The following is an 18,891-nucleotide window of genomic DNA, read 5'->3' on the forward strand; positions in this document are numbered from 1 at the left end:
CTAATCGTCTTTCCCTTCAATGAAGGGAGAGCCAGGAGAGAGGGTATATTCGGTTCATCTTAATGAAATTGTACCAATTATCATTTCTCAGCTTTCAACACCACAACTTTATCACCAGGCTGCACATTATCCTCCGAGCTAAATAACCTGATTTTACCATTTCTATCTTCGATCAGAATTGGCAAAGTTTCTTCCAGGTCAATTTTATTTTCATCGATCCATTGTTTGCACGATATTTCCTCTTCAACGAGAACACTGCTCTCTTCAGCTTCATCATGCTGCATTCTGTGTATCCACTCATCCAGTCCAACAGGCGAAGCAAACAACAAATTTATATTCTCCAATTCAGAGGTTTCATTAAGCTCCTCCGACGGAGATTGAGCTACTGCAATTTGTGGCACAAGAAACTTCTCTTTAGCCATTTTCCCGGCCAGGTAGTTCACCCGGTTATTTGTTGTCATTCCAACAACTGTTGACACATTGTCGGCATGAATGTCTTCCCAGGTAGTTTCATTTAAGGCATTTCCAAACAGGCTGTTAAATCCTGCCTTTTCTGCCCTGGCAACCAGTTCGGTATTGTTGTCAATAATGGTAACGGGCTCCTGTTCTTTGAAATATTTGGCCAAAATAAGGCTCAGTGGATTTACCCCAAGGAATACAATTCCATTTCTTTCTTCCATGTACACCAATTCACCCCGTTTGCGTAACCATTTGGTGGTCCAGCTTAAAAGCACCGGTACGGTAAGGGTGGTAAAAATGGCCATAAAAACCAGTATCGAAAAAATGGTTTTATCGATAATTCCCATTCCCAGACCGATTTCAGCAATAATAATTTCAACTGCTCCACGGCCATTCATTCCCGTTCCAATGGTAATTCCTTCGCGCCAACCATTTCCCGAGGGGAGGTAGAACAAGGCAGTACCCACAATTTTACCAACTATCGCCAATGATGTAACCAGTATCAGCAAACCCAGATCGGTTTGAAAAACGGTAACATCTACGAAGAAGCCAGCGGTGACAAAGAAAATCGGTGCCATAAATCCGATGGATACATCGTAAAAAGCTTTGTTAAGTTCTTTCGAAATCTTTTTGGGGAACAGGTTGTCTTTAATGAATAATCCGGCCATAAAGGCTCCTAAAATACTGTGCATTCCGGCCAGTTCAGCCAGTTCACAATAGCCAAAAGTAACGATCAGGATCATCGTGAAATAGGCCGTACTGCTTTTCATGCCTGAACGCGAAATGTACTTTCCGAGGCGAGGCAAAAGGAAAACGCCTATTGAAATAGTAAGTCCAAAAAATAAGAGGATCTTTCCACCAATCAGCAGGAGTTCGGTAAGGTTTACCACATTGGTTTCGGCAAAGTTGGTGATGCCCGAAAAGATAACCAGTGCCAGCGTATCGGAGATTAGTGCACCGGCCATCAACACGTAGGCAATGCGCGTATTCAATAGTTTCAAATCGATTAGGATTCGGCTTTTGGTAGCCAGCGAAGTTACGCCAATTGCAATGGCAACAAACAGTCCGGCAATGGGAGTTCCACCTGTCCAGACTATGGCAAAGTACCCAAAAACAAAGGGGACAAAAAATCCACCGATGGCTGCCAGCAATCCTGCCCACGAAGCTTTTTTCAGGTCGCGAAAATCGATTTCCATACCGATGTACACCATCAGCAGGATAATACCAATTTCGGCCAGGACTTTAACCGCCTCTGAATATTCGAGCCATCCCAACACGGCAGGTCCCAGCACAATTCCGATAAGTAATTCGCCGAGAATGGCCGGATAACCGATCTTTCGTATTGCAACTCCCCCAAGATATGCTGCAAGTAATACCGCAGAAATATTCAGGATATTAATGTGAAACTCCTCCATAGCGCTGTTTTTAAAGTTATGTCCCTTTCACAATATATGAAATTTAGTCCAAATAGAATACCTGTTAGTATTAAATGAATTGTTAATGTGTTTGCGGCTGCATTACGCAATTAGGAAGGGAAGGAGAAGCTTTTGGACAGTGAATTAGTTTTAATCCTGTTTTTCGTTTTTACTAAAAGGCGTTGCAATATAGTCTTCGCCATTCATAACTTTTACCGTATTGGTAATTGAAAGCAAAGCGTTTATTAAAAGTAAACCAAGAATTGGTGTAGTAATGTTTGTTTTCCAGTATACCCAAAGGCAGCCTAAAAGAACACCACAAATCATAAGTTGAAAGCTGATAACAGAACGATAATGGTCGGACATTGCTTTTGTTTTTTGCTTTCGCGCCCGCCACATTAACAGGGTTGGAACCAGCAACGGAAGGATGCCACTTAAATGTAAAAATCCTAACCAGGTGTTGTTCTCTTTTTCTGTTTCCTCAGTTTCTTCTGCTTCGTTGGCTGCGAAGAGACTAAAATCAACCTCCAAAGCTTTGGCGATCATCTGAAGTGTATAAGCCCGCGGATCTACCTGCCCGTTTTCTATGCGCTGAATAGTTCGGGGGCTCACTTCTGTTTTTTCAGCCAGCTCTTCCTGGGTCATGCCCTTTTTGATTCGTAATTCTTTTATGAGTTTTCCGGTTTCCATTTTGTTTTATTTAGCACTTCAAATGTCTGATTGATTCCGATAATTTACAACTGCATCAGCACGACATTTACACGACAATTAAGTTTTTCGGCTTGTTGAACCGTACTCGTTTATTCCATTTCACTTAATTTTTGCTGTATTTCTGTTAAGATTCGTTTGTGGGAATAGTTCGAGCAATGTCCTTTCATCGGTGTAAATTCAATTTGCGCGTCAGATTTAGGGTTTGTAGTACTTTTCAGGTATTGATCAAAATCCCGCATCGAATTATTGAGGTAAAAGTTGTCCATATCGCCCATCCAGATATGAATTTTTCCTTTGAGTTTTGGTCCAAGCTCCGGCCAGTTCGACGCTGTGTATTTCAATAAATCATATTTCTTCCAGTGCTCGGCAACTTCTTTGTCAATCGCGCCCGTAACAGGATCGAAAATCGGTTTCGGCAGCCCGTCTTTTCCTTTGGGGCTGTAAAGTGCATTCCATGCTCCCCATTGCCCTCCGGAAGTTACGAACGTATTCGAATAGCCCTCCACATTCTCGGCAGTTATTTCCTGCTTTATCGAAAATTGTGGTTCGCCATAAATATCCCGCATACTTGGCCGCAAATACCCCCGGTCGTTATAAAAAGCATTTTCATTTTCGTAAACATTAACCAGTTGCATTTTCGCAAAACACACCGGGTCCGGGCTATACGACCAGCATCCGTTAAAAGTTTTGGGGTAAATCAATTGTAAAGCCAGCGACACCCAACCTCCGGTAGAACAACCATCAACAAAACGGCTTTCGGCAGTTCCTTCAATTCTAAACTGTTTCTCAATTTCTGGAATTAACTCGTTAATTAAGGCCTCTCCGTAAGGGCCACTATTTTCTGAATCGAGCTGATAACAATCGCCAAACGGGCCTTCTCCATCAAGAAAAACAGTGATGATTTGTGGCGAATCTTCCGAAGTCCACCACGACATAAACTCCTCATTTTTAATTAAAGAATTGATTCTGGTATATCGGCCGCCATATCCGGCAACATTATACCGTACCGGATATTTTTTGTTCGGATTGCTTTTGTAACCCGAAGGAAGCAAAACCGAAGCCTTTAAATCTACCGGTTTGTTCCACCATTTTGTCAATGCCTGACTTTCCATTTCAAAAAACTCAACCAATTCGTGCTCTTCTAAAGTCCTCTCTGGAATGATCTCTGTTAAGGTGAGTTCAACCTGTTGTTTGCCTTTTGTGTCAACCTTTACAGGTGCACTGTATAAATTGCCGGGAGTGTTGCTGCGCGATTCAGCATCTCTATTTTGAAACCAAACCGCTTGTACGTAATATACGCCTTGAGGAACTGAATTAAAATCCCATTCAGATGTTTTCGACCAATCGTCGCTGCCATTTATATGCCTGTTTTCGTTTTTTCCCCAGTTGGTTAAATTTATTCCGAAAATGAACGCTTTGCCATCAAAAACCGATGAGAACCTCGGTTCCGGCTTTTCCGATACAGAAAGGTATATGAGTAATCTTCCGTTGGATTTGAAGCTGTCTTTTAGTTGATCATCAACAGAAATGGTAAAAGCTAATTTCGTTGATTGCTGTTGTGCAAATCCTGCATAACTGATGATTGCAAGTAATGAGAAAAGGAGAAAATTTTTGATATTCATCTGTTTCGTTAATTAAAATGGAGAAGAGTGTACTACTACTTTTGAAAAACGTGTAACTGCATATGTATTTAGCAGCGTAACATACTGCAATAAATATAATGGTTTTTCAGTGACATTTAAAAACTTAAACAGCGCACATTACAAAAGTGGAGTGATGTCATCACGACGATAGTCGCCCGACGGATAGTTGGAGCAATGTCATCGTGACGTTTGTTGCACAACGGAAAAGTGGAGCAATGTTATCTTGACGTTTGTTGCCCAACGGAAAAGTGAAGCAACGTCATCATGACGTCAGCTCCTGAAGGAAGAGATTTATGATGCGACAACAACAAATGTTATATTAAAATTACCCGTTTGGAGTAAAAAAGATTGTCAGCTCCCATTTTAAACCACCCACATCTTTTATATTTAAAGTGAATTACAAAAAAGGTAATATCATCATTATGAAAGCATTGTTATTTCTTTCTCTAATCCTGTTTTTAGGAGTCTGCACTCAGCCGCCAAAATCAGTTTTAACCACGGTTGCCGGATCGTCGGATACCACTTTGATGGTTGAATCCTTCGGAATGTGCGCCGACGGCAACGGTAACTTTTATATTGCTGATGTTGGTAAACACTGCATCAGCCGTATAACTACCGATGGACAGGTGGAGGTTTTTGCCGGAACTGAAAAACCGGGTGCCGCTGATGGCCAACTTAAAAGTGCTGAATTTAACAGTCCTTCGGGAGTGTGTTTTGATAAAAACGGAAACTTGTATGTAGCAGGTTTTGGCGGACAGAATGTACGAAAGATTTCGCCCGATGGAGAGGTGACAACAATTGCCGGAACAGGTGAAGAAGGATATCGCGATGGTCCGGCCGATGAAGCAGTTTTTAGTTCGCCACGTGGTGTTTGTATCGATTCGAAAGGAAATATTTTTGTAGCCGATTGCTGGAACCACCGCATTCGCAAAATCTCTCCCGACGGAATGGTAACTACTTTTGCCGGAGGTGGCAAACGTGGCGAGTTGGTGGTAAACGACTGGAAAGATGGTGCCGACACAACCGCGCGGTTTGATGCGCCCTGCGGACTGGCAATAGATGCATACGACAACATTTTTGTGGCTGATGCCAACAACAACAGCATTCGTAAAATTACACCCGATGCAATAGTAACAACCCTGGCCGGAACCGATAACCGAAAAGGTTTGGTTGACGGAACAAAAGAAGAGGCAGTTTTGAATGTTCCAACAGAATTGTTTGCCGCACCCGACGGAACCATTTATTTTTCCGACACCTATAATCACTGCATCCGCAAAATTACACCCAACGGTCGTGTGGTCACACTCATTGGAACCGGAGAAGAAGGTTTCACGGAACAAGAACCGTTGGAGTCCTTACTCAGTAATCCGCGTGGAATTTGTGTTTACGATGGCTTCCTGTACTTTGTGGAGATGGGAAATCATTCGCTTCGTAAATTAAAATTGTAGCTTTTTACGTCTACAATTTTTTAGTTGCTTAATAAGTTGGCAACGGCCTTGTCCTCCTTTTTGAAAAGGAGGTGTCCCGATTGTATCGGGACGGAGGATTAGATTACTCCTTTTCCCCGGCCTTAAAATAAAGTATCAGGTTGGCATAATCGATAATCGCCTGGTTGCGTACCATCCAGTCGCGGCCAAAAATACCAAAGCTTGGCAATGCATCGTGAGTGGTGTTGCCGTATTCCGCAAAATCCGAGAATTTGGCCCGCTGTGCAGGTATTTCAAAATTAACACCGGCAATGCTGTAAGCAATTGCTGCGGTATTTTTATACACGTCGGGCGTTGTATTATCGGGGCTGTGGTCGCGGGTGTTGGTGGCTTCAAGTGCGAGAGCATTTTTAAAAGTCACTACATCGAGGCTGTAATCCGAGGCAACAGTTCCAATGGTTATCGGGATTTCTTTTTGCAGCGCATCAAAATACACCTGCATAAAAACTTCGCTGTCGCTGATTTCAAACCGTGTGTACTTATACCCATTTTCAAGCAGGTTACTATCCGGTTCATCAGATTTTGCTACACCAATTTCGAGCTGTTCGTTTACAAAATCAATTTTTACTTTCTCTTTTTGCAGCCAGTCAACACCCAACATTCCCTGTGCTGCTTTTCCTTCCTCTTCGGGCCAGTCAAACACCGGAATATTTTCAATTCCGTTAAAAACATGCCCGCCAACGCTGAACTCCGCAACGTTTATTCTTCCGCGGCCTTGTTCGCTGTAGCCATAATCGTCGATTTTTGTAATGGGCTCACCATTATTTAGTTGCTCAGCTACATCATGTGTTAGCATCATGTAAAAGCTTGCATTACCATGCACCATCATCGGAACCGTTTTTTCAAGGCCAAAATCGGCATCAACAACATAGCGGTTTCCGCCGAAAACGATCTGACGCATCGGAACTGGTTCTGCTTTTGTTTCCAGTAACCGTTTTTCTTTTGAATTTTGTTTTGTGCCGCAAGCCAGCAGCATTATTGTAAGTGTTATCAGCGAAAGTTTTTTCATGTAATACTAATTGTTGGAAAGACCTTTTTTTAGATCGCTTGTGGATTTTAAACGTTCATGTAATAAATCGATTTGTAGTCGAGCTTTTTGGCACCGATCCTGTCGTAAAAATCCATCGCGCTAAGGTTGCGGTTATTAACGTACCAGTCAACCACTTTTGCGCCTTTGCTATCTGCGTAATCTTTTATGTGATTCATCAATTTCAGGCCAATGCCCAGTTTCCGGTACTCAGGAAAAACAAACAAGTCTTCGATGTGGTAATTGGCAACGGCTTTAAACGTTGAAAAGCTTTTGAAAATAAGCGTGAAACCACAAACTTTCTGCTCTTCGTTTTCGGCCACAAAAACGGTTACGTGTGTGTCGGGAGCAAAAACCGAATCGAGAATGTCCTGTTCGGTGGCGGTTACCATATCCACCTGATCTACATGAACGGCAAGACCTTTTATACATTCCAGAATAATTCCGGCATCTTTTGGTTGGGCTTCTCTAATTTGTATCATAAATGGTATAAGATTATTACAATTTACCGGCTCGAACGCGACTTAGCGATTCCGGTGTCATTAGCAAATAGGAGGCAATATGGTTTACCGAGGCGCGTTTGGCTGCATCGGGGTATTCGCGCTGAAAACGCTCGTAACGTTCGTGTACGGTTTCGTAGCGCCACGAGTCGGCTTTTTGCTGCGACATAATCAACGAACCTTCCAGGATTTTACGAAGTAATGTGGCCAGTTGCGGGTGTTTTTGTGCCAGTTCAATAAACTCATTATAGGGCATCAACAAAACGGTGCTGTCTTCCAATGCCTCAATCAGCATCGATGATGGTTCTTGTAAAAACAGGCTGTTTATACAAAGAGCTCCCTGATTTTCGCAGGCAAAATGTTCGGTAACTTCCCGGCCTTCTTTGTAATAAAATTGCCGCAACATACCTTTTCCAACCCAGTAAAGATCTCGTGCAATGTCGCCTTCTTTCAAAAGTATCTCACCTTTTTTTAACGTTTTCTCTGTTAAAATAGAGCTAAGCAATTCCTGTTCTTTTTGATCAAGCGGATGCAAATACTCCGAGATCATTTGCACTATTTTCCTGGCTTCATTCATACAAAAGCAAATTTAAAAAAGAAAGCGAACAGAGTTAGTGTATGTAAGGAATATTTCGGACGAACCATAGATTATAATGGATTAATTTTAAAACTGATTAATATAAGAATTGCTGCCGCAGGCCTTCATTTTTGTCTTACCACAAAAACGAAGCACGAGAAAGGCATTTTCGAGCTCAAGGCTTCTTTTGCTCCTTCCCCTTCGTTTTTATAAAACCCAAATTCGGACGGGTGATCTCCTCGCTCACTCGGAGCTTCCCGCTCTCATTAAGGTTTTATTTCAACTACGGACAAAGACCAAAAGAGGCCGTTCCACTGCCGTAGCGCCAGCAACATCGCAGCTTGGCCTCGGCCGGTGAGCCGGAAAACGAGTGATGGCAGCGTTAAAAAATTACTGATGTTTGAGGAGGTACGACGAGTTTCAGGAATTTTAGATGGCATCTCGTAGCTTTTCCGAGGGAAGTGGGCGTAGCCTTGGGTTTTCTGTCTACTGTTTGGGCTAAGCCAAAGAGTAGAATCCGCCTGATAAGGCTTAATATGCAATCATATCTATCGAGACAGTTTTCTCGAGAATATGAAACGAAATTTAAGCAGATTACAAAGGTTAAAACAGTATTTTCTGATATAGATCAAATGCAAAAAATAAGATTGAATTTATTTTTGGCGAAAGAAGGATAGAATCAATAATTATTTAATCAATAAGAACTAAAACAGATGAAGAAAAGATTTCTAGCTATTAGTATTGCCTTGTTTCTGGCAATTGCTGTTAGTCCAAAAATTAGTGTAGCGCAGGATGCCCCGCAATTGGGGAAAGATCCTATTGAGAAGGTTATCGGTGCGATGACCATTGAAGAGAAAGCACATTTTCTGATCGGTACAGGAATGGCCGGAGCTTCGGGGAATGATGCAGTGGTGGGAGAGACACAGTCGTTAGTTCCCGGTGCTGCCGGTACTACATACCCGATTGCACGTTTAGGAATTCCTGCTGTTGTATTGGCCGATGGCCCTGCAGGATTACGTATTTCGCCAACCCGCGAAGGCGACGATGCTACTTATTACTGTACAGGTTTCCCGGTGGGAACAGTAATGGCATGTACCTGGAATACCGATTTGGTAGAGCAGGTTGGAAAAGCCATGGGTAACGAGGTGTTGGAATATGGTGCCGATGTGTTGTTGGCTCCGGCATTAAATATTCAGCGTAACCCGCTAAACGGAAGAAACTTCGAATACTACTCGGAAGATCCTGTTGTATCAGGAAAAATTGCTGCAGCTATGGTTCGCGGTGTACAAAGCAACGGCGTTGGAACATCGGTGAAACACTTTGTGGCCAACAATCAGGAAACCAACCGTACAGGAAACGACTCACGCGTTTCGCCACGGGCCATGCGCGAATTGTACCTGAAAAGTTTCGAAATTGCTGTTAAAGAATCGCAGCCCTGGACGGTTATGAGCTCGTACAACTACGTAAACGGAATTTATACCTCGGAAAGAAAAGACTTGTTGACTGATATTTTGCGTGATGAGTGGGGTTTCAAAGGTTTGGTAATGACCGACTGGTTTGGTGGAACTGATGCAGTTGCACAAATCGAAGCCGGTAACGACTTGCTTGAACCGGGACGTCCGGAGCAATATAACGCACTGGTTGCCGGAATGAAAAGTGGTCAGCTGGCGATGGAAGATGTTGATCTTTGTGTAAGCCGCATTATGGAGTTGGTAATTCGTTCGCCTCGTTTTAAAGGTTACGAATATTCAAACAAACCAGACCTGAAAGCTCATGCTGAGATTACCCGTCAGTCGGCTGCCGAGGGAATGATCTTGTTGGAAAACAAAGACAATACTTTGCCTTTGGAATCGTCGATTAAAAAAGTTGCCGCTTTTGGTATCACTTCTTACGATATGATTGCCGGAGGAACCGGATCAGGCGATGTGCATAAAGCTTACACCGTATCGCTGATTGAAGGTTTAACAGGTGCAGGCTACAAACTGAGCAAAAGCATAACAAAAGAATACGAATCGTATTTGGCAGAGGAAGCCAAAAAACAAACTGCCGGACAAGATCAGTTGTCGGCTTTTATGCCTAAAGTTCGCCCTGATGAGTTTGTTCCATCGGTAGATATGTTGGCAAAAGCAGTTAAAGAAAACGACGTTGCGATTATCACTATCGGTCGTATTTCGGGCGAATTTTTAGATCGTAAACTGGATCGCGATTTTCTTCTTTCTGAAAATGAAATTGGTCTGATTTCGGCAGTAAGTAAAGCTTTCCAGGATGCAGGTAAAAAGGCCGTTGTTATCCTGAATATCGGTGGTGTAATTGAAACTGCAAGCTGGAAAAATATTCCTGATGCAGTATTGTTAGCCGGTCAGGCCGGACAAGAAGGTGGAAACACCATCGCCGATGCATTAACCGGAAAAGTAAATCCTTCAGGTAAATTAACTGCTACTTATCCAATTAAATTCGAAGATCACTGGTCGTCGGAGAACTTTCCGTCAACTGCTGAAGAGCAAAAACTGGATATGGCTGGTTTTATGAGCGCTGAAAGAACAGTAAGCGACAAACGCAGAAATGTAGACTTTACTGTTTATGCCGAAGGTATTTACGTAGGTTACCGTTATTTCGAGAAATATGAAGTGCCTGTTTCGTACCCATTTGGCTACGGACAATCGTATACAACTTTCGAGTACAGTGGAGCAAAACTGAGCGAAAGCAACGGCAATTACACCGTAACCGTGAGTGTTAAAAATACCGGCGATTACGCAGGTAAAGAAGTGGTTCAGTTGTATGTTTCGGCTCCTGAAAGCAAGTATGCTGACAAGCCGCTGAAAGAGCTGAAAGCATTTGCCAAAACTGCAGAATTGCAGCCCGGCGAGAGCGAAACAGTAACGCTTACTTTCGCAAAAGCTGATGTGGCTTCGTTCAATACTTTAGAGCAAGCCTGGATTACCGATGCAGGTGATTACAAAGCTTTGGTTGGTGCATCGTCAGCCGATATTAAAGCGGAGTTGCCATTTGCTTTAAACAAAACAGAGTGGATAGAAAAAGTGCATAAAGCATTTTAGATTTCAGATAGTTAGTGTTAGTGGAGGGTGTCGGATTGCCGGCACCCTTTCTTTTTGAAATTTATCCGAAAAATGTAGTTTTTTGACCCCACCTAACCTTCGCCAGCTGGCGGAGAGCAATATCCCCCTTTGGGGGATTATAGGGGGTTTAATCAATTAGCAATCTCACAGAGTTAAGTGATACTTACAAGTCCTCAATATCGCAGTTGTACCAGGTTTTATCCACTGTAAAACCGCTTTTTTCATAAAGTTTAATGGCAGGGTGATTCCAGTTCAGCACCTGTAAACGCATGCGTTTGCATTTTTCGGCTTTGGCTACTTCAAACATTTTATTCATTAAACGAGTGCCCAATCCGTTACCGCGATAAGCTTCTTTTACATACAGATCGTCGAGGTACAAGGTTTTTCCTACCCAGGTGTAATAAGCGAAATAGTATAGCGCCATTCCTATAATTTCCTTTTCTTCGGTTTCGGCTACATAACAGTTAAAGTACTCCTTTTGCTCGTACATCAATTCCAGCGAATTGCTCACTTTTTCAGGGCTTTTTTCGTATTCCGCCAGTTCCATAATCAGCCCGAATATTGCCGGGAAATCGTTTTCGGTTGCTTTTCTAATTTTAATATCCATGTGTAAAATTTAATTGAGTTGAAGTTTGGCAGAGGCTTTTACATCGCCGTTTATAACAATTTCGAAAGTATGTTCGCCGGGGTAATGTTTGCGTGTGGTCATATTTTTGAAGGTGTGTTTTTTGTTGATGCTGTGCACGCCCGGTTTCATTTCCAATTCTTTTATCTGAAAAACCTTTGGCGATGTTTTGCCGCTGGCCTTCACAAAGTGAACGATGTACTCGATACGCACTTTTTGCTTTTGTTTTATGTCGAGGGCGAGTTTGAAACTGAACGAAATATCATCGCCAATTGCCGGTGAAGTATTCGACAGTTGAAAATCCTCCACATTCATCAGCTCAGGATTGGCAAATCCAAATAGCAGCATGGCCCTTTTGTTGCCTTGTTTTAAAAGCGTGCGGCAGGCATGTTTTATAATCCAATCTGTATTTTTTGAATGGCCTTGCCAGCGCTCGCAAATATCCAACACCAGTTCCGGGTGGTCTTTCGAAATGTCGTTCAGGTTATTGGCCACACTTTTTCGTACAAACTCTTCCGGATCGTCTTTCAATTTCTCCAGAATGGGTAGGATCAGCGACGGATCTTTTTTCAAAGCCGGAACACCTGATGCCCATGGCAGGCGCGGGCGACACCCTTCGCTGGCAAAACGTCTTACTTTAAAATCGTCGTTATCAGCCCAGACGAGCATGTATTTCATGGCGCCTTCCAAATCTTTATTTAAGAATGGCCTGATACCAAATTCCGAGCTTCCGCATTTGGTGAGTTCTCCCAATGCCGGCAATGCAATGTCCCAGTGTTCTTGTCCGTACACTTCAATGTAATCGGGTAAAACAATGGCTTCGAAACCGGTAACTTTTGGTATAATGGCCACCAAAATCTCAACTGCCTTTTCAAAATCCTTCGGAAGAAATTGATGCAGGCATAAAGTCGTATGCCGCATTTTTTCTTTTAACTCACGCCCTAGCCAGTCTTTATCGCACACTGCGGCAACAAACTCTTCCGACTGAAACTGCGGATACACTTCTTTTAATACGGTTGCAAAAAGTTGCACTTTATCCAACGGAAACAAGGTGTCTTTAAGTTTGTCGGCCATGTTGGTAGTTTTTAGTTGAGTTTATTCAGTTCATCAAAAAGTTGTTCCTGCTGATTTTTTAGGTTTTGCCACTGTTGCTTTTTGAATGCTTTCAGAATAAAAAGTCGTCCTCTACCAATGGTTTTTAGCAGAAGAATGTACCAGCGAAAGGCCAGTTTCCCGACAAATGGCAGCGATACAAAAAACAACAGTTTATGCCACCACAAAGGGAGCCAGGCTGATACTGCCCAAAGCTCGAGCAGGTAAACAATGGGGAAGAGAACAAAGCCCAAAACCAGTGAAAATGAACTCCAAAAGGCAAAGTCTTTTATCTTTTTTCGCACAACGGAGTCGATAACAAAAAATGGCAAGGCGTTGAATACAAATCCAAAAACAAATACCGGCAAGGTAATCAGCAAAAAGAGCTTATTCAGTGCCAGTTTCAGAAAGTTATTTCCCGGATTTTCAACCAGCCACGAGCGCAAACCATGTTCCCGTACGTTGGCTTCGAAACGTTTTGCAGCACTACATAACTCGTCCGCTTTTTCTTTGTCGGCAGTTTCCAGTTTATCCAGTTTCTGCGTAAGTAGCTGGTCGCTTTCAAAACGTTTGACAAATCCTTTTTGCGGACCTGCTTTTTCTGCAAAAGCTTTTCCGTAAATCGACCTGATCAACTCAAAATTATCGTAATTCTCTTTGCTCCTGATATTGATCGTTAGCGGATCAATTGCTTTTTCCAGTGCATCGCGTAATGCGAGTGTTGCAGCGCTGGAGTTTTCTTTGTAGGCTTCCAGAAAATCGTTTACCAACAACGGTTTCCCAAAATTAACCAGCACACTGCGGTTGAATTTCCAGTAACTTGTGTAGTAAATTCCGGTTGGAACGATGTGGATGTCGAGGTTATTATCGGCTTTTTCTTCGGCCTGAAAAACAATTCGCGGAACAGCTTTTTTGTGCGATAACATTTGCCGTTTTGCCGAGTGCGCAGCTTCGGGGAAAAGTGCCAGCGCACAATTATTCTCCAGTACTTTTATCGAGTCGGCAAAGGTTTTTTCATTTTTTGCAAGCTGATCTTTCCCGTCGCGCATGCGGTATACGGGCATAATTTTCAGGAAACGTAATGCGAGAGTAATAAAGCCGGGTTTAAAAATATCGGCACGCGCCAGCCACACCGGCTGAAACTTGGTGTGCAAAAGTATGGCCATCGGGTCGCTCAATGCATTCTGATGGTTGGGAGCAATAAGTATCGGTTTGTTTTTCGGGATGTTTTCTGTCCCGTTTAATATAATTTTATCATGAATGATCCAGTCGACAAAACGGATGTACTGCTTTAACAGCCAGTATCCCCATGACCACTTTTCGTATTTCATCTTAAAATTTAGTTTATCTGGTTAACTTAAAACGTGCCATAAACGAAGATACGGCAAATCCGCTTAAAATATGCCAAACGCCCCACCAGGCTGCAATAATTGTCATACCACCCAATTCCAGTTCGGGAGGGAATATTTTGGGATTAAACATGAGTACCAGCGCCAATGCTGAGTTTTGAATACCGGTTTCTATGGTAATGGTACGTTTATCAATTTTTGGTAGGCGGAAAACACTGCTGATGGTAAATCCGGTTAACAGTGCCAGTGCGTTGTGAATTAGAACGATAATGAAGATCAGATGGATGAAATTCTTAAAGTGTTCGAAATTATTGTTCAGCATAACAACTACAAAACCAATAAAAATCAGGATCGACAATTTCCGGATCGGCTTTTTGATTTTATGGGTTAAGCGCGGAAAGTACTGTGCTACCAGCAATCCTGCAACAACCGGAATTCCCAATAATACCACTACGGTTTGAATCATTTGGAAGAAATCGATTTTTATAGGAACAAGGTAGTCGCCGGCACCCTGGTTGTTGTAAAAGTTAATAAACAGGTCGCCCCAAAATGCAAAGTTTATTGGCGTCATAAACGTGGCCGAAAGCGTTGCAATAGCTGTTAAACTCACCGATAGTGCAAGGTTTCCTTTTGCCAGGGCACTCATAAAATTCGAGATATTACCGCCCGGACATGATGCAATTAGCAACATTCCGAGAGCTACGGTTGGAGTGGGGTTGAGTAGGATAACAAACAAAAAAGTTACCGCCGGAAGAAGCACAAATTGCGAAATAACACCAACAATAACCGATTTTGGGCGCATTATCAGTTGTTTGAAATGCTCGATTTTAATGTCGAGGGCCACACCAAACATTATAAATGCAATAGTGATATTAAGTGCTAATAAACCTGATGGTGAAAAATTGAGCCTGACATTGTCGAGAACTTCCAGTGCTTCTTTCATGTGATTAGTTTTGAGGCGGCAAAATAGTAAACAAAGCTGATATTTCATAAAAAAAACCGGCATTGAACTTGATTTGTCAATGCCGGTTTTTTGATTTATAAGGTTTTTCTATTTGCCTAATAACAGCTTTTTCATTTTATCATGAATGTCGGTATTCTCCATGATGCCCATAAATTCTTCGGCACCCGGGCCGTATGCAAATACCGGAACCATAACTGCCGAGTGTCCGGTTGTTGGGTAGTCGGCTTTCACCTTTCCGGTGCTCATGTCGCCACCGGTTAGTGCCATTCCGCCGGTTTCGTGGTCGGCAGTAACCAGTACCAGTGTTTCGCCGTCTTTTGCTGCAAACTCAAGGGCTTTGCCAATTGTCTGGTCAAAATCAAGCATATCTTCAACAATGTAAACGGTACTGCTGGCATGTCCACCCCAGTCAATTTGCGAACCTTCAACCATCAGGAAGAAGCCTTTGTCGTTATTGTCAAGAATATCAAGTGCAGTTTTTGTTGCAACAGGCAGCATGTCGCCGCGTTCTGCTGTTCTTCCGGTGTGAACTCCGGCAGTTAAACCGGCCAGTTTCCCGCTTTTTACTTTTGCAATTTTGTTAATGTCAGTTTCAACGGTGTAGCCTTTTTCTTTTAATTCATTTGCCAGGTTACGACCATCTTTACGTTTTGTAAAATGATCGTTTCCACCGCCAATAAACACATCGATATCGGTGTCAAGGAAATCAGCAGCAATATCTTCGTACATATTCCGGCTGGGCTGATGCGCAATAAACGACGCCGGAGTAGCGTGCGTAATTGCCGATGTTGAAACCAGTCCGGTAGCCAAACCTTTGTCAACGGCTTCTTCAAGTATCGATTTTACTTTAGCCGTGTCGGCATCAACGCCGATAGCTCCGTTGTAGGTTTTTACACCGCATGCCAATGCTGTTCCGCCGGCTGCCGAGTCGGTAATATAATTGTCGGCTGATTGGGTTTTTGAAAAACCAATGTGGCGGCAATTTTCAATAAAAAGGTGTCCCTGGTTAGCTGTAATTCCGGAGAAAACCTGGCTTACCCCCATACCGTCGCCGATAAGGAAAATAATGTTTTTTGGTTTCTCAGCTTTAAACTTTTGGGGATACATTTTTACCTCGTAAGGAGCGTTGCCCGGGTAAACTTTATCTGTATCTTCTGATTCTGCACTTAGGTATGCATCTTGCGCAAATGTCCCGAAAGAAAGGGCACAAAAGGCAAGTAAAAAAAATAATTTTTGTGACATGTCTTTTCTTTATTTGTAGCTGTAAATGTATAGCATTTTGATTATTGAACCTTAAATTAACAATAAAAAACTGTGAATAGTTTTGAGAAATCAGCTGAACTTTTCAATTTCTTCCTTATCGAACTCGGTATTCAGCGTAAAATAAGTTCCATCCAGCGTTGTATGCATTTTTATAATGTCGATAATTACAAAGTTACTCAGTATTTCTTCCGCCTTTTTGCGCGACAAACTTGCTTTTTGTATGAATTTTGAAAAGGTGATGGATTCATTGTTTCGTAAGTAATCGATAAGAAAACGCTCGTCGTCGGAGTAGCTGAAGTAAACGCCTTTCGGACTTTTTTCTTTTCGCCACACTTCTATTTGTATTTTGTGTGCCAGAATATTTTCGTCTTTTTGCCGAATGTAGGCCAGCCATTTTCCGTTTTCGTCTTTCGCAAAATGTGGTTTTTTATCGCTTGGCTCAATTCCTATTTCAAGTACAGTTTTTCCCTCAATTTGCCATTGTTTTGTGGTAAAATCAATTTGAGGTTTGCTGTATATTTTTGCTGCAGCTTCAATCATGTAAAACTCTTCGTCGCTGCTGATGCCGGCAATTTTGCCATTGTCTTTTACGCCAATAAGCAAACGCCCGCCGTCGGTATTGGCAAAGGCCACCAGCGATTTGGCAATTTTTTTCGAGTCGTTAATACAAAACTTAAAATCCTGCTGCTGATGTTCTCCTTCTGTAATAAGTTTATAGATATAACTGCTCATCCGTCAATTGTTTTTTGGGCTTTTCAATAAAACTTAATCACTACTTCATCCACTCAAACGTAACATAGTGGTCTTGGTTCATTCCCAGGTTTTCGTAGGTTTTTTGAGCTGCCACATTTGTTTTATCGGCATACAGACGAATTCCGTTAAGGTTATCGGCTTTCATCACCATATCTTTTATGTGCGTATACATAAGGCGGTACACACCTTTTCGTCTGAAATCGGGCATTACATAAACCGATTGTATCCACAAAATTGTACCGTTGCGCCAGTCGCTCCACTCGAAAGTGGTTAACAACGAACTTACTACCTGTTCGTTAATTTCGGCTACGTAGTAGTTGCCTTTGTTACTGTCGTTTAAAACGGCTTTAACACCAAGTTCAACGGTTGGTGCGTGCAATTCAATCCCTTCGGTTTCGTGTGCCATGGCCAATTGAAATTCTACCAGCGTTTTATGGTCTTGTAAAGTTGCTTGTCGTATTTTCATGTCAAAAATTGTGTTCTCAGCGAAAGTAATAATTCCACGGAAATCATTAAATTCCGCCAAAAGTAATTTTATGAAAATTGTTGTAGCCTCAAAAAATCCGGTGAAGATAAATGCCACCGATTCAGGATTCAGTACCTATTTTGATGCCGTTGAAGTACAGGGTGTTTCGGTTGAATCAGGTGTTTCGGATCAGCCCAAAAGCGATGAGGAAACATTAAAAGGGGCGTTAAATCGTGTGGAAAATGCGCGGAATGAATTCAGTGATGCCGACTATTGGGTGGGAATTGAAGGAGGACTTTCGATGAATAATTCGAAAATTGAAGCTTTTGCCTGGATCGTTATCGCATCGGGAGAGAAAACAGGAAAGGCGCGCACAACTAGTTTTCAGTTGCCGGTTAAAGTTGCCGAGTTAATTGCAGAAGGTTATGAGTTGGGGCATGCCAACGATATTTTGTTTAAACAGGAAAACTCGAAACAAAAAACCGGTGCTGTGGGGCTTTTAACGGGGAATAAAATTAACCGGACTGCCCTTTATAAACAGGCAGTGCAGCTGGCATTAGTGCCCTTTTTAAATCCCGATTTATATTAATTGCCAATTCGATCCATTATTTCGTCAACACGGATGCGCTCTTCGTGTAATAGTACTAATTGTAGCTTTTCTTTTTCAAGGCGCTCGCTAACCATCGGTCCAACTTCGCCGGTTACAATGGTGGTTACTCCCTGTTCTTTTAAAAAATCAACTAATTTAATTCCACTGTGCGATTCTTCAATAAATTTATTCTCCTCAATTGAATACTGGTTTTTATCAACGTCAAACAGTACAATGTATTCACACTTCCCAAAACGAAGGTCGAGAAATGACTTTTCTGTTTTGCCTGAGGATGTAATCGCAAATATTTTACTCATGGTATAACTCTTTTAGATTTTAATAATAACAATTATATCCCAAAATGTTTAATCTTTTTTTAATTTGTTCAGTTCTTCCCAGTATTCAACGGCTCTTCGGGTGTGCGGAATACAAATGGTTCCGCCAACTACATTGGCCACGCTAAACACTTCAAAAACTTCGTCGGTGGTAACATTTAGCTCGTGGCATTTTTCGAGGTGGTATTTTACGCAGTCGTCGCAACGCAGCACCAGCGAAGTTGCCAGCCCCAGCATTTCTTTTACATTGGCGCCCAGTGCACCTTCTTTATAGGTTAGCGTGTCGAGACTAAAAATGCGCTTCATCACTTTATTGTCCGAAGCCAGTATTTTCTCATTCATTTTTGCCCGGTAGCTGCCAAATTCTTCCACTAAATTTTCCATAACTTCATTACTATTATTGTGATGACAAAGTTAGATTAAGTTTTATATTCTGAAAAAGCCATCAGAAAATATCAACAGGCAAAAGCTGTGTTTTGCCCCTCTCATATTACTTATAGATTAAGGCAATGTTATGTGGATAAAAACCGTTCGTGTTTTATATGTTTTTAAATTATAT

At 42.1% G+C, this 18,891-nt stretch carries 18 protein-coding genes; 3 read left to right on the plus strand and 15 right to left on the minus strand.

The window, feature by feature from the left end; translation table 11 throughout:
• Window positions 1–80: 80 nt before the first annotated feature.
• The 3 genes from QZ576_RS20710 to QZ576_RS20720 form a co-directional block, all read right to left on the minus strand.
• Complete coding sequence (locus QZ576_RS20710; protein WP_297100969.1) at window positions 81–1,874, minus strand: cation:proton antiporter; 1,794 nt, start codon at window positions 1,872–1,874, stop codon at window positions 81–83.
• 150 nt (window positions 1,875–2,024) lie between these two features.
• On the minus strand, window positions 2,025–2,564 hold the full coding sequence (locus QZ576_RS20715) for a helix-turn-helix transcriptional regulator (protein WP_297100972.1): 540 nt from the start codon (window positions 2,562–2,564) through the stop codon (window positions 2,025–2,027).
• Between the two features lie 110 nt (window positions 2,565–2,674).
• On the minus strand, window positions 2,675–4,207 hold the full coding sequence (locus tag QZ576_RS20720) for an alpha/beta hydrolase-fold protein (protein WP_297100974.1): 1,533 nt from the start codon (window positions 4,205–4,207) through the stop codon (window positions 2,675–2,677).
• A 443-nt stretch (window positions 4,208–4,650) separates the two neighbouring features.
• Here QZ576_RS20720 and QZ576_RS20725 point away from each other — a divergent pair, with 443 nt between their 5' ends.
• Window positions 4,651–5,676 (plus strand): NHL repeat-containing protein, encoded by a 1,026-nt coding sequence (locus tag QZ576_RS20725; protein ID WP_297100975.1) that lies wholly within the window; start codon window positions 4,651–4,653, stop codon window positions 5,674–5,676.
• Between the two features lie 103 nt (window positions 5,677–5,779).
• Here QZ576_RS20725 and QZ576_RS20730 read toward each other — a convergent pair whose 3' ends face one another.
• Genes QZ576_RS20730 through QZ576_RS20740 form a run of 3 tightly spaced genes read right to left on the minus strand, consistent with a single transcriptional unit; the run spans window position 5,780 to window position 7,819 of the window.
• A complete protein-coding gene (locus tag QZ576_RS20730) occupies window positions 5,780–6,724 on the minus strand; it encodes a hypothetical protein (protein ID WP_297100977.1) in 945 nt (314 codons plus the stop codon).
• Window positions 6,725–6,771: 47 nt separating this feature from the next.
• Window positions 6,772–7,224, minus strand: coding sequence for a GNAT family N-acetyltransferase (locus tag QZ576_RS20735; RefSeq protein WP_297100980.1), 453 nt, complete (start codon window positions 7,222–7,224; stop codon window positions 6,772–6,774).
• 16 nt (window positions 7,225–7,240) lie between these two features.
• Window positions 7,241–7,819, minus strand: a complete 579-nt coding sequence (locus QZ576_RS20740) for a Crp/Fnr family transcriptional regulator (protein WP_297100983.1) — start codon at window positions 7,817–7,819, stop codon at window positions 7,241–7,243.
• A gap of 713 nt (window positions 7,820–8,532) precedes the next feature.
• Here QZ576_RS20740 and QZ576_RS20745 point away from each other — a divergent pair.
• Complete coding sequence (locus tag QZ576_RS20745) at window positions 8,533–10,875, plus strand: glycoside hydrolase family 3 N-terminal domain-containing protein (RefSeq protein ID WP_297100986.1); 2,343 nt, start codon at window positions 8,533–8,535, stop codon at window positions 10,873–10,875.
• 184 nt (window positions 10,876–11,059) lie between these two features.
• Here the strand turns inward: QZ576_RS20745 and QZ576_RS20750 are convergent, their stop codons facing one another.
• From QZ576_RS20750 to QZ576_RS20780, 7 genes are all read right to left on the minus strand, one after another.
• A complete protein-coding gene (locus QZ576_RS20750; protein WP_297100988.1) occupies window positions 11,060–11,503 on the minus strand; it encodes a GNAT family N-acetyltransferase in 444 nt (147 codons plus the stop codon).
• Window positions 11,504–11,512: 9 nt separating this feature from the next.
• Window positions 11,513–12,595: a DNA alkylation repair protein gene (locus QZ576_RS20755; RefSeq protein WP_297100991.1), complete on the minus strand. Its 1,083-nt coding sequence runs from the start codon at window positions 12,593–12,595 to the stop codon at window positions 11,513–11,515.
• Between the two features lie 11 nt (window positions 12,596–12,606).
• Window positions 12,607–13,944, minus strand: a complete 1,338-nt coding sequence (locus tag QZ576_RS20760) for a 1-acyl-sn-glycerol-3-phosphate acyltransferase (RefSeq protein ID WP_297100994.1) — start codon at window positions 13,942–13,944, stop codon at window positions 12,607–12,609.
• Between the two features lie 13 nt (window positions 13,945–13,957).
• A complete protein-coding gene (locus tag QZ576_RS20765; protein WP_297100997.1) occupies window positions 13,958–14,905 on the minus strand; it encodes a bile acid:sodium symporter family protein in 948 nt (315 codons plus the stop codon).
• A 108-nt stretch (window positions 14,906–15,013) separates the two neighbouring features.
• The gene (locus QZ576_RS20770; RefSeq protein ID WP_297101000.1) at window positions 15,014–16,168 is read right to left on the minus strand and encodes an alkaline phosphatase; all 1,155 of its coding nucleotides are present in this window, start codon (window positions 16,166–16,168) and stop codon (window positions 15,014–15,016) included.
• A gap of 90 nt (window positions 16,169–16,258) precedes the next feature.
• Window positions 16,259–16,921 (minus strand): RNA-binding domain-containing protein, encoded by a 663-nt coding sequence (locus QZ576_RS20775; protein ID WP_297101003.1) that lies wholly within the window; start codon window positions 16,919–16,921, stop codon window positions 16,259–16,261.
• A gap of 40 nt (window positions 16,922–16,961) precedes the next feature.
• The gene (locus QZ576_RS20780) at window positions 16,962–17,408 is read right to left on the minus strand and encodes a GNAT family N-acetyltransferase (protein WP_297101006.1); all 447 of its coding nucleotides are present in this window, start codon (window positions 17,406–17,408) and stop codon (window positions 16,962–16,964) included.
• Window positions 17,409–17,478: 70 nt separating this feature from the next.
• Here QZ576_RS20780 and yjjX point away from each other — a divergent pair, with 70 nt between their 5' ends.
• Entirely contained in the window at window positions 17,479–17,997 is a 519-nt protein-coding gene (gene yjjX / locus QZ576_RS20785) for an inosine/xanthosine triphosphatase (protein WP_297101009.1), read from the plus strand.
• Here yjjX and QZ576_RS20790 read toward each other — a convergent pair.
• Together QZ576_RS20790 and QZ576_RS20795 are read right to left on the minus strand one after the other, a co-directional pair.
• Window positions 17,994–18,314 (minus strand): NifB/NifX family molybdenum-iron cluster-binding protein, encoded by a 321-nt coding sequence (locus QZ576_RS20790; RefSeq protein WP_297101012.1) that lies wholly within the window; start codon window positions 18,312–18,314, stop codon window positions 17,994–17,996. The two genes, yjjX and QZ576_RS20790, sit on opposite strands and share 4 nt — an antisense overlap.
• A 48-nt stretch (window positions 18,315–18,362) precedes the next feature.
• Complete coding sequence (locus tag QZ576_RS20795) at window positions 18,363–18,716, minus strand: carboxymuconolactone decarboxylase family protein (protein WP_038564636.1); 354 nt, start codon at window positions 18,714–18,716, stop codon at window positions 18,363–18,365.
• Window positions 18,717–18,891 lie beyond the last annotated feature (175 nt).

It is taken from the genome of uncultured Draconibacterium sp. (genome assembly GCF_913060805.1).
GTDB lineage: Bacteria > Bacteroidota > Bacteroidia > Bacteroidales > Prolixibacteraceae > Draconibacterium.

Bases quoted from the DNA above. Each gene is read 5' to 3' on its own strand.
- QZ576_RS20725 (WP_297100975.1), top strand. From the start codon at position 4,651: ATGAAAGCATTGTTATTTCTTTCTCTAATCCTGTTTTTAGGAGTCTGC.
- QZ576_RS20780 (WP_297101006.1), bottom strand. From the start codon at position 17,408: ATGAAAATACGACAAGCAACTTTACAAGACCATAAAACGCTGGTAGAA.
- QZ576_RS20735 (WP_297100980.1), bottom strand. From the start codon at position 7,224: ATGATACAAATTAGAGAAGCCCAACCAAAAGATGCCGGAATTATTCTG.
- QZ576_RS20745 (WP_297100986.1), top strand. From the start codon at position 8,533: ATGAAGAAAAGATTTCTAGCTATTAGTATTGCCTTGTTTCTGGCAATT.
- QZ576_RS20775 (WP_297101003.1), bottom strand. From the start codon at position 16,921: ATGAGCAGTTATATCTATAAACTTATTACAGAAGGAGAACATCAGCAG.
- QZ576_RS20750 (WP_297100988.1), bottom strand. From the start codon at position 11,503: ATGGATATTAAAATTAGAAAAGCAACCGAAAACGATTTCCCGGCAATA.
- QZ576_RS20795 (WP_038564636.1), bottom strand. From the start codon at position 18,716: ATGGAAAATTTAGTGGAAGAATTTGGCAGCTACCGGGCAAAAATGAAT.
- QZ576_RS20720 (WP_297100974.1), bottom strand. From the start codon at position 4,207: ATGAATATCAAAAATTTTCTCCTTTTCTCATTACTTGCAATCATCAGT.
- QZ576_RS20730 (WP_297100977.1), bottom strand. From the start codon at position 6,724: ATGAAAAAACTTTCGCTGATAACACTTACAATAATGCTGCTGGCTTGC.
- QZ576_RS20790 (WP_297101012.1), bottom strand. From the start codon at position 18,314: ATGAGTAAAATATTTGCGATTACATCCTCAGGCAAAACAGAAAAGTCA.
- yjjX (WP_297101009.1), top strand. From the start codon at position 17,479: ATGAAAATTGTTGTAGCCTCAAAAAATCCGGTGAAGATAAATGCCACC.
- QZ576_RS20765 (WP_297100997.1), bottom strand. From the start codon at position 14,905: ATGAAAGAAGCACTGGAAGTTCTCGACAATGTCAGGCTCAATTTTTCA.
- QZ576_RS20770 (WP_297101000.1), bottom strand. From the start codon at position 16,168: ATGTCACAAAAATTATTTTTTTTACTTGCCTTTTGTGCCCTTTCTTTC.
- QZ576_RS20715 (WP_297100972.1), bottom strand. From the start codon at position 2,564: ATGGAAACCGGAAAACTCATAAAAGAATTACGAATCAAAAAGGGCATG.
- QZ576_RS20710 (WP_297100969.1), bottom strand. From the start codon at position 1,874: ATGGAGGAGTTTCACATTAATATCCTGAATATTTCTGCGGTATTACTT.
- QZ576_RS20760 (WP_297100994.1), bottom strand. From the start codon at position 13,944: ATGAAATACGAAAAGTGGTCATGGGGATACTGGCTGTTAAAGCAGTAC.
- QZ576_RS20755 (WP_297100991.1), bottom strand. From the start codon at position 12,595: ATGGCCGACAAACTTAAAGACACCTTGTTTCCGTTGGATAAAGTGCAA.
- QZ576_RS20740 (WP_297100983.1), bottom strand. From the start codon at position 7,819: ATGAATGAAGCCAGGAAAATAGTGCAAATGATCTCGGAGTATTTGCAT.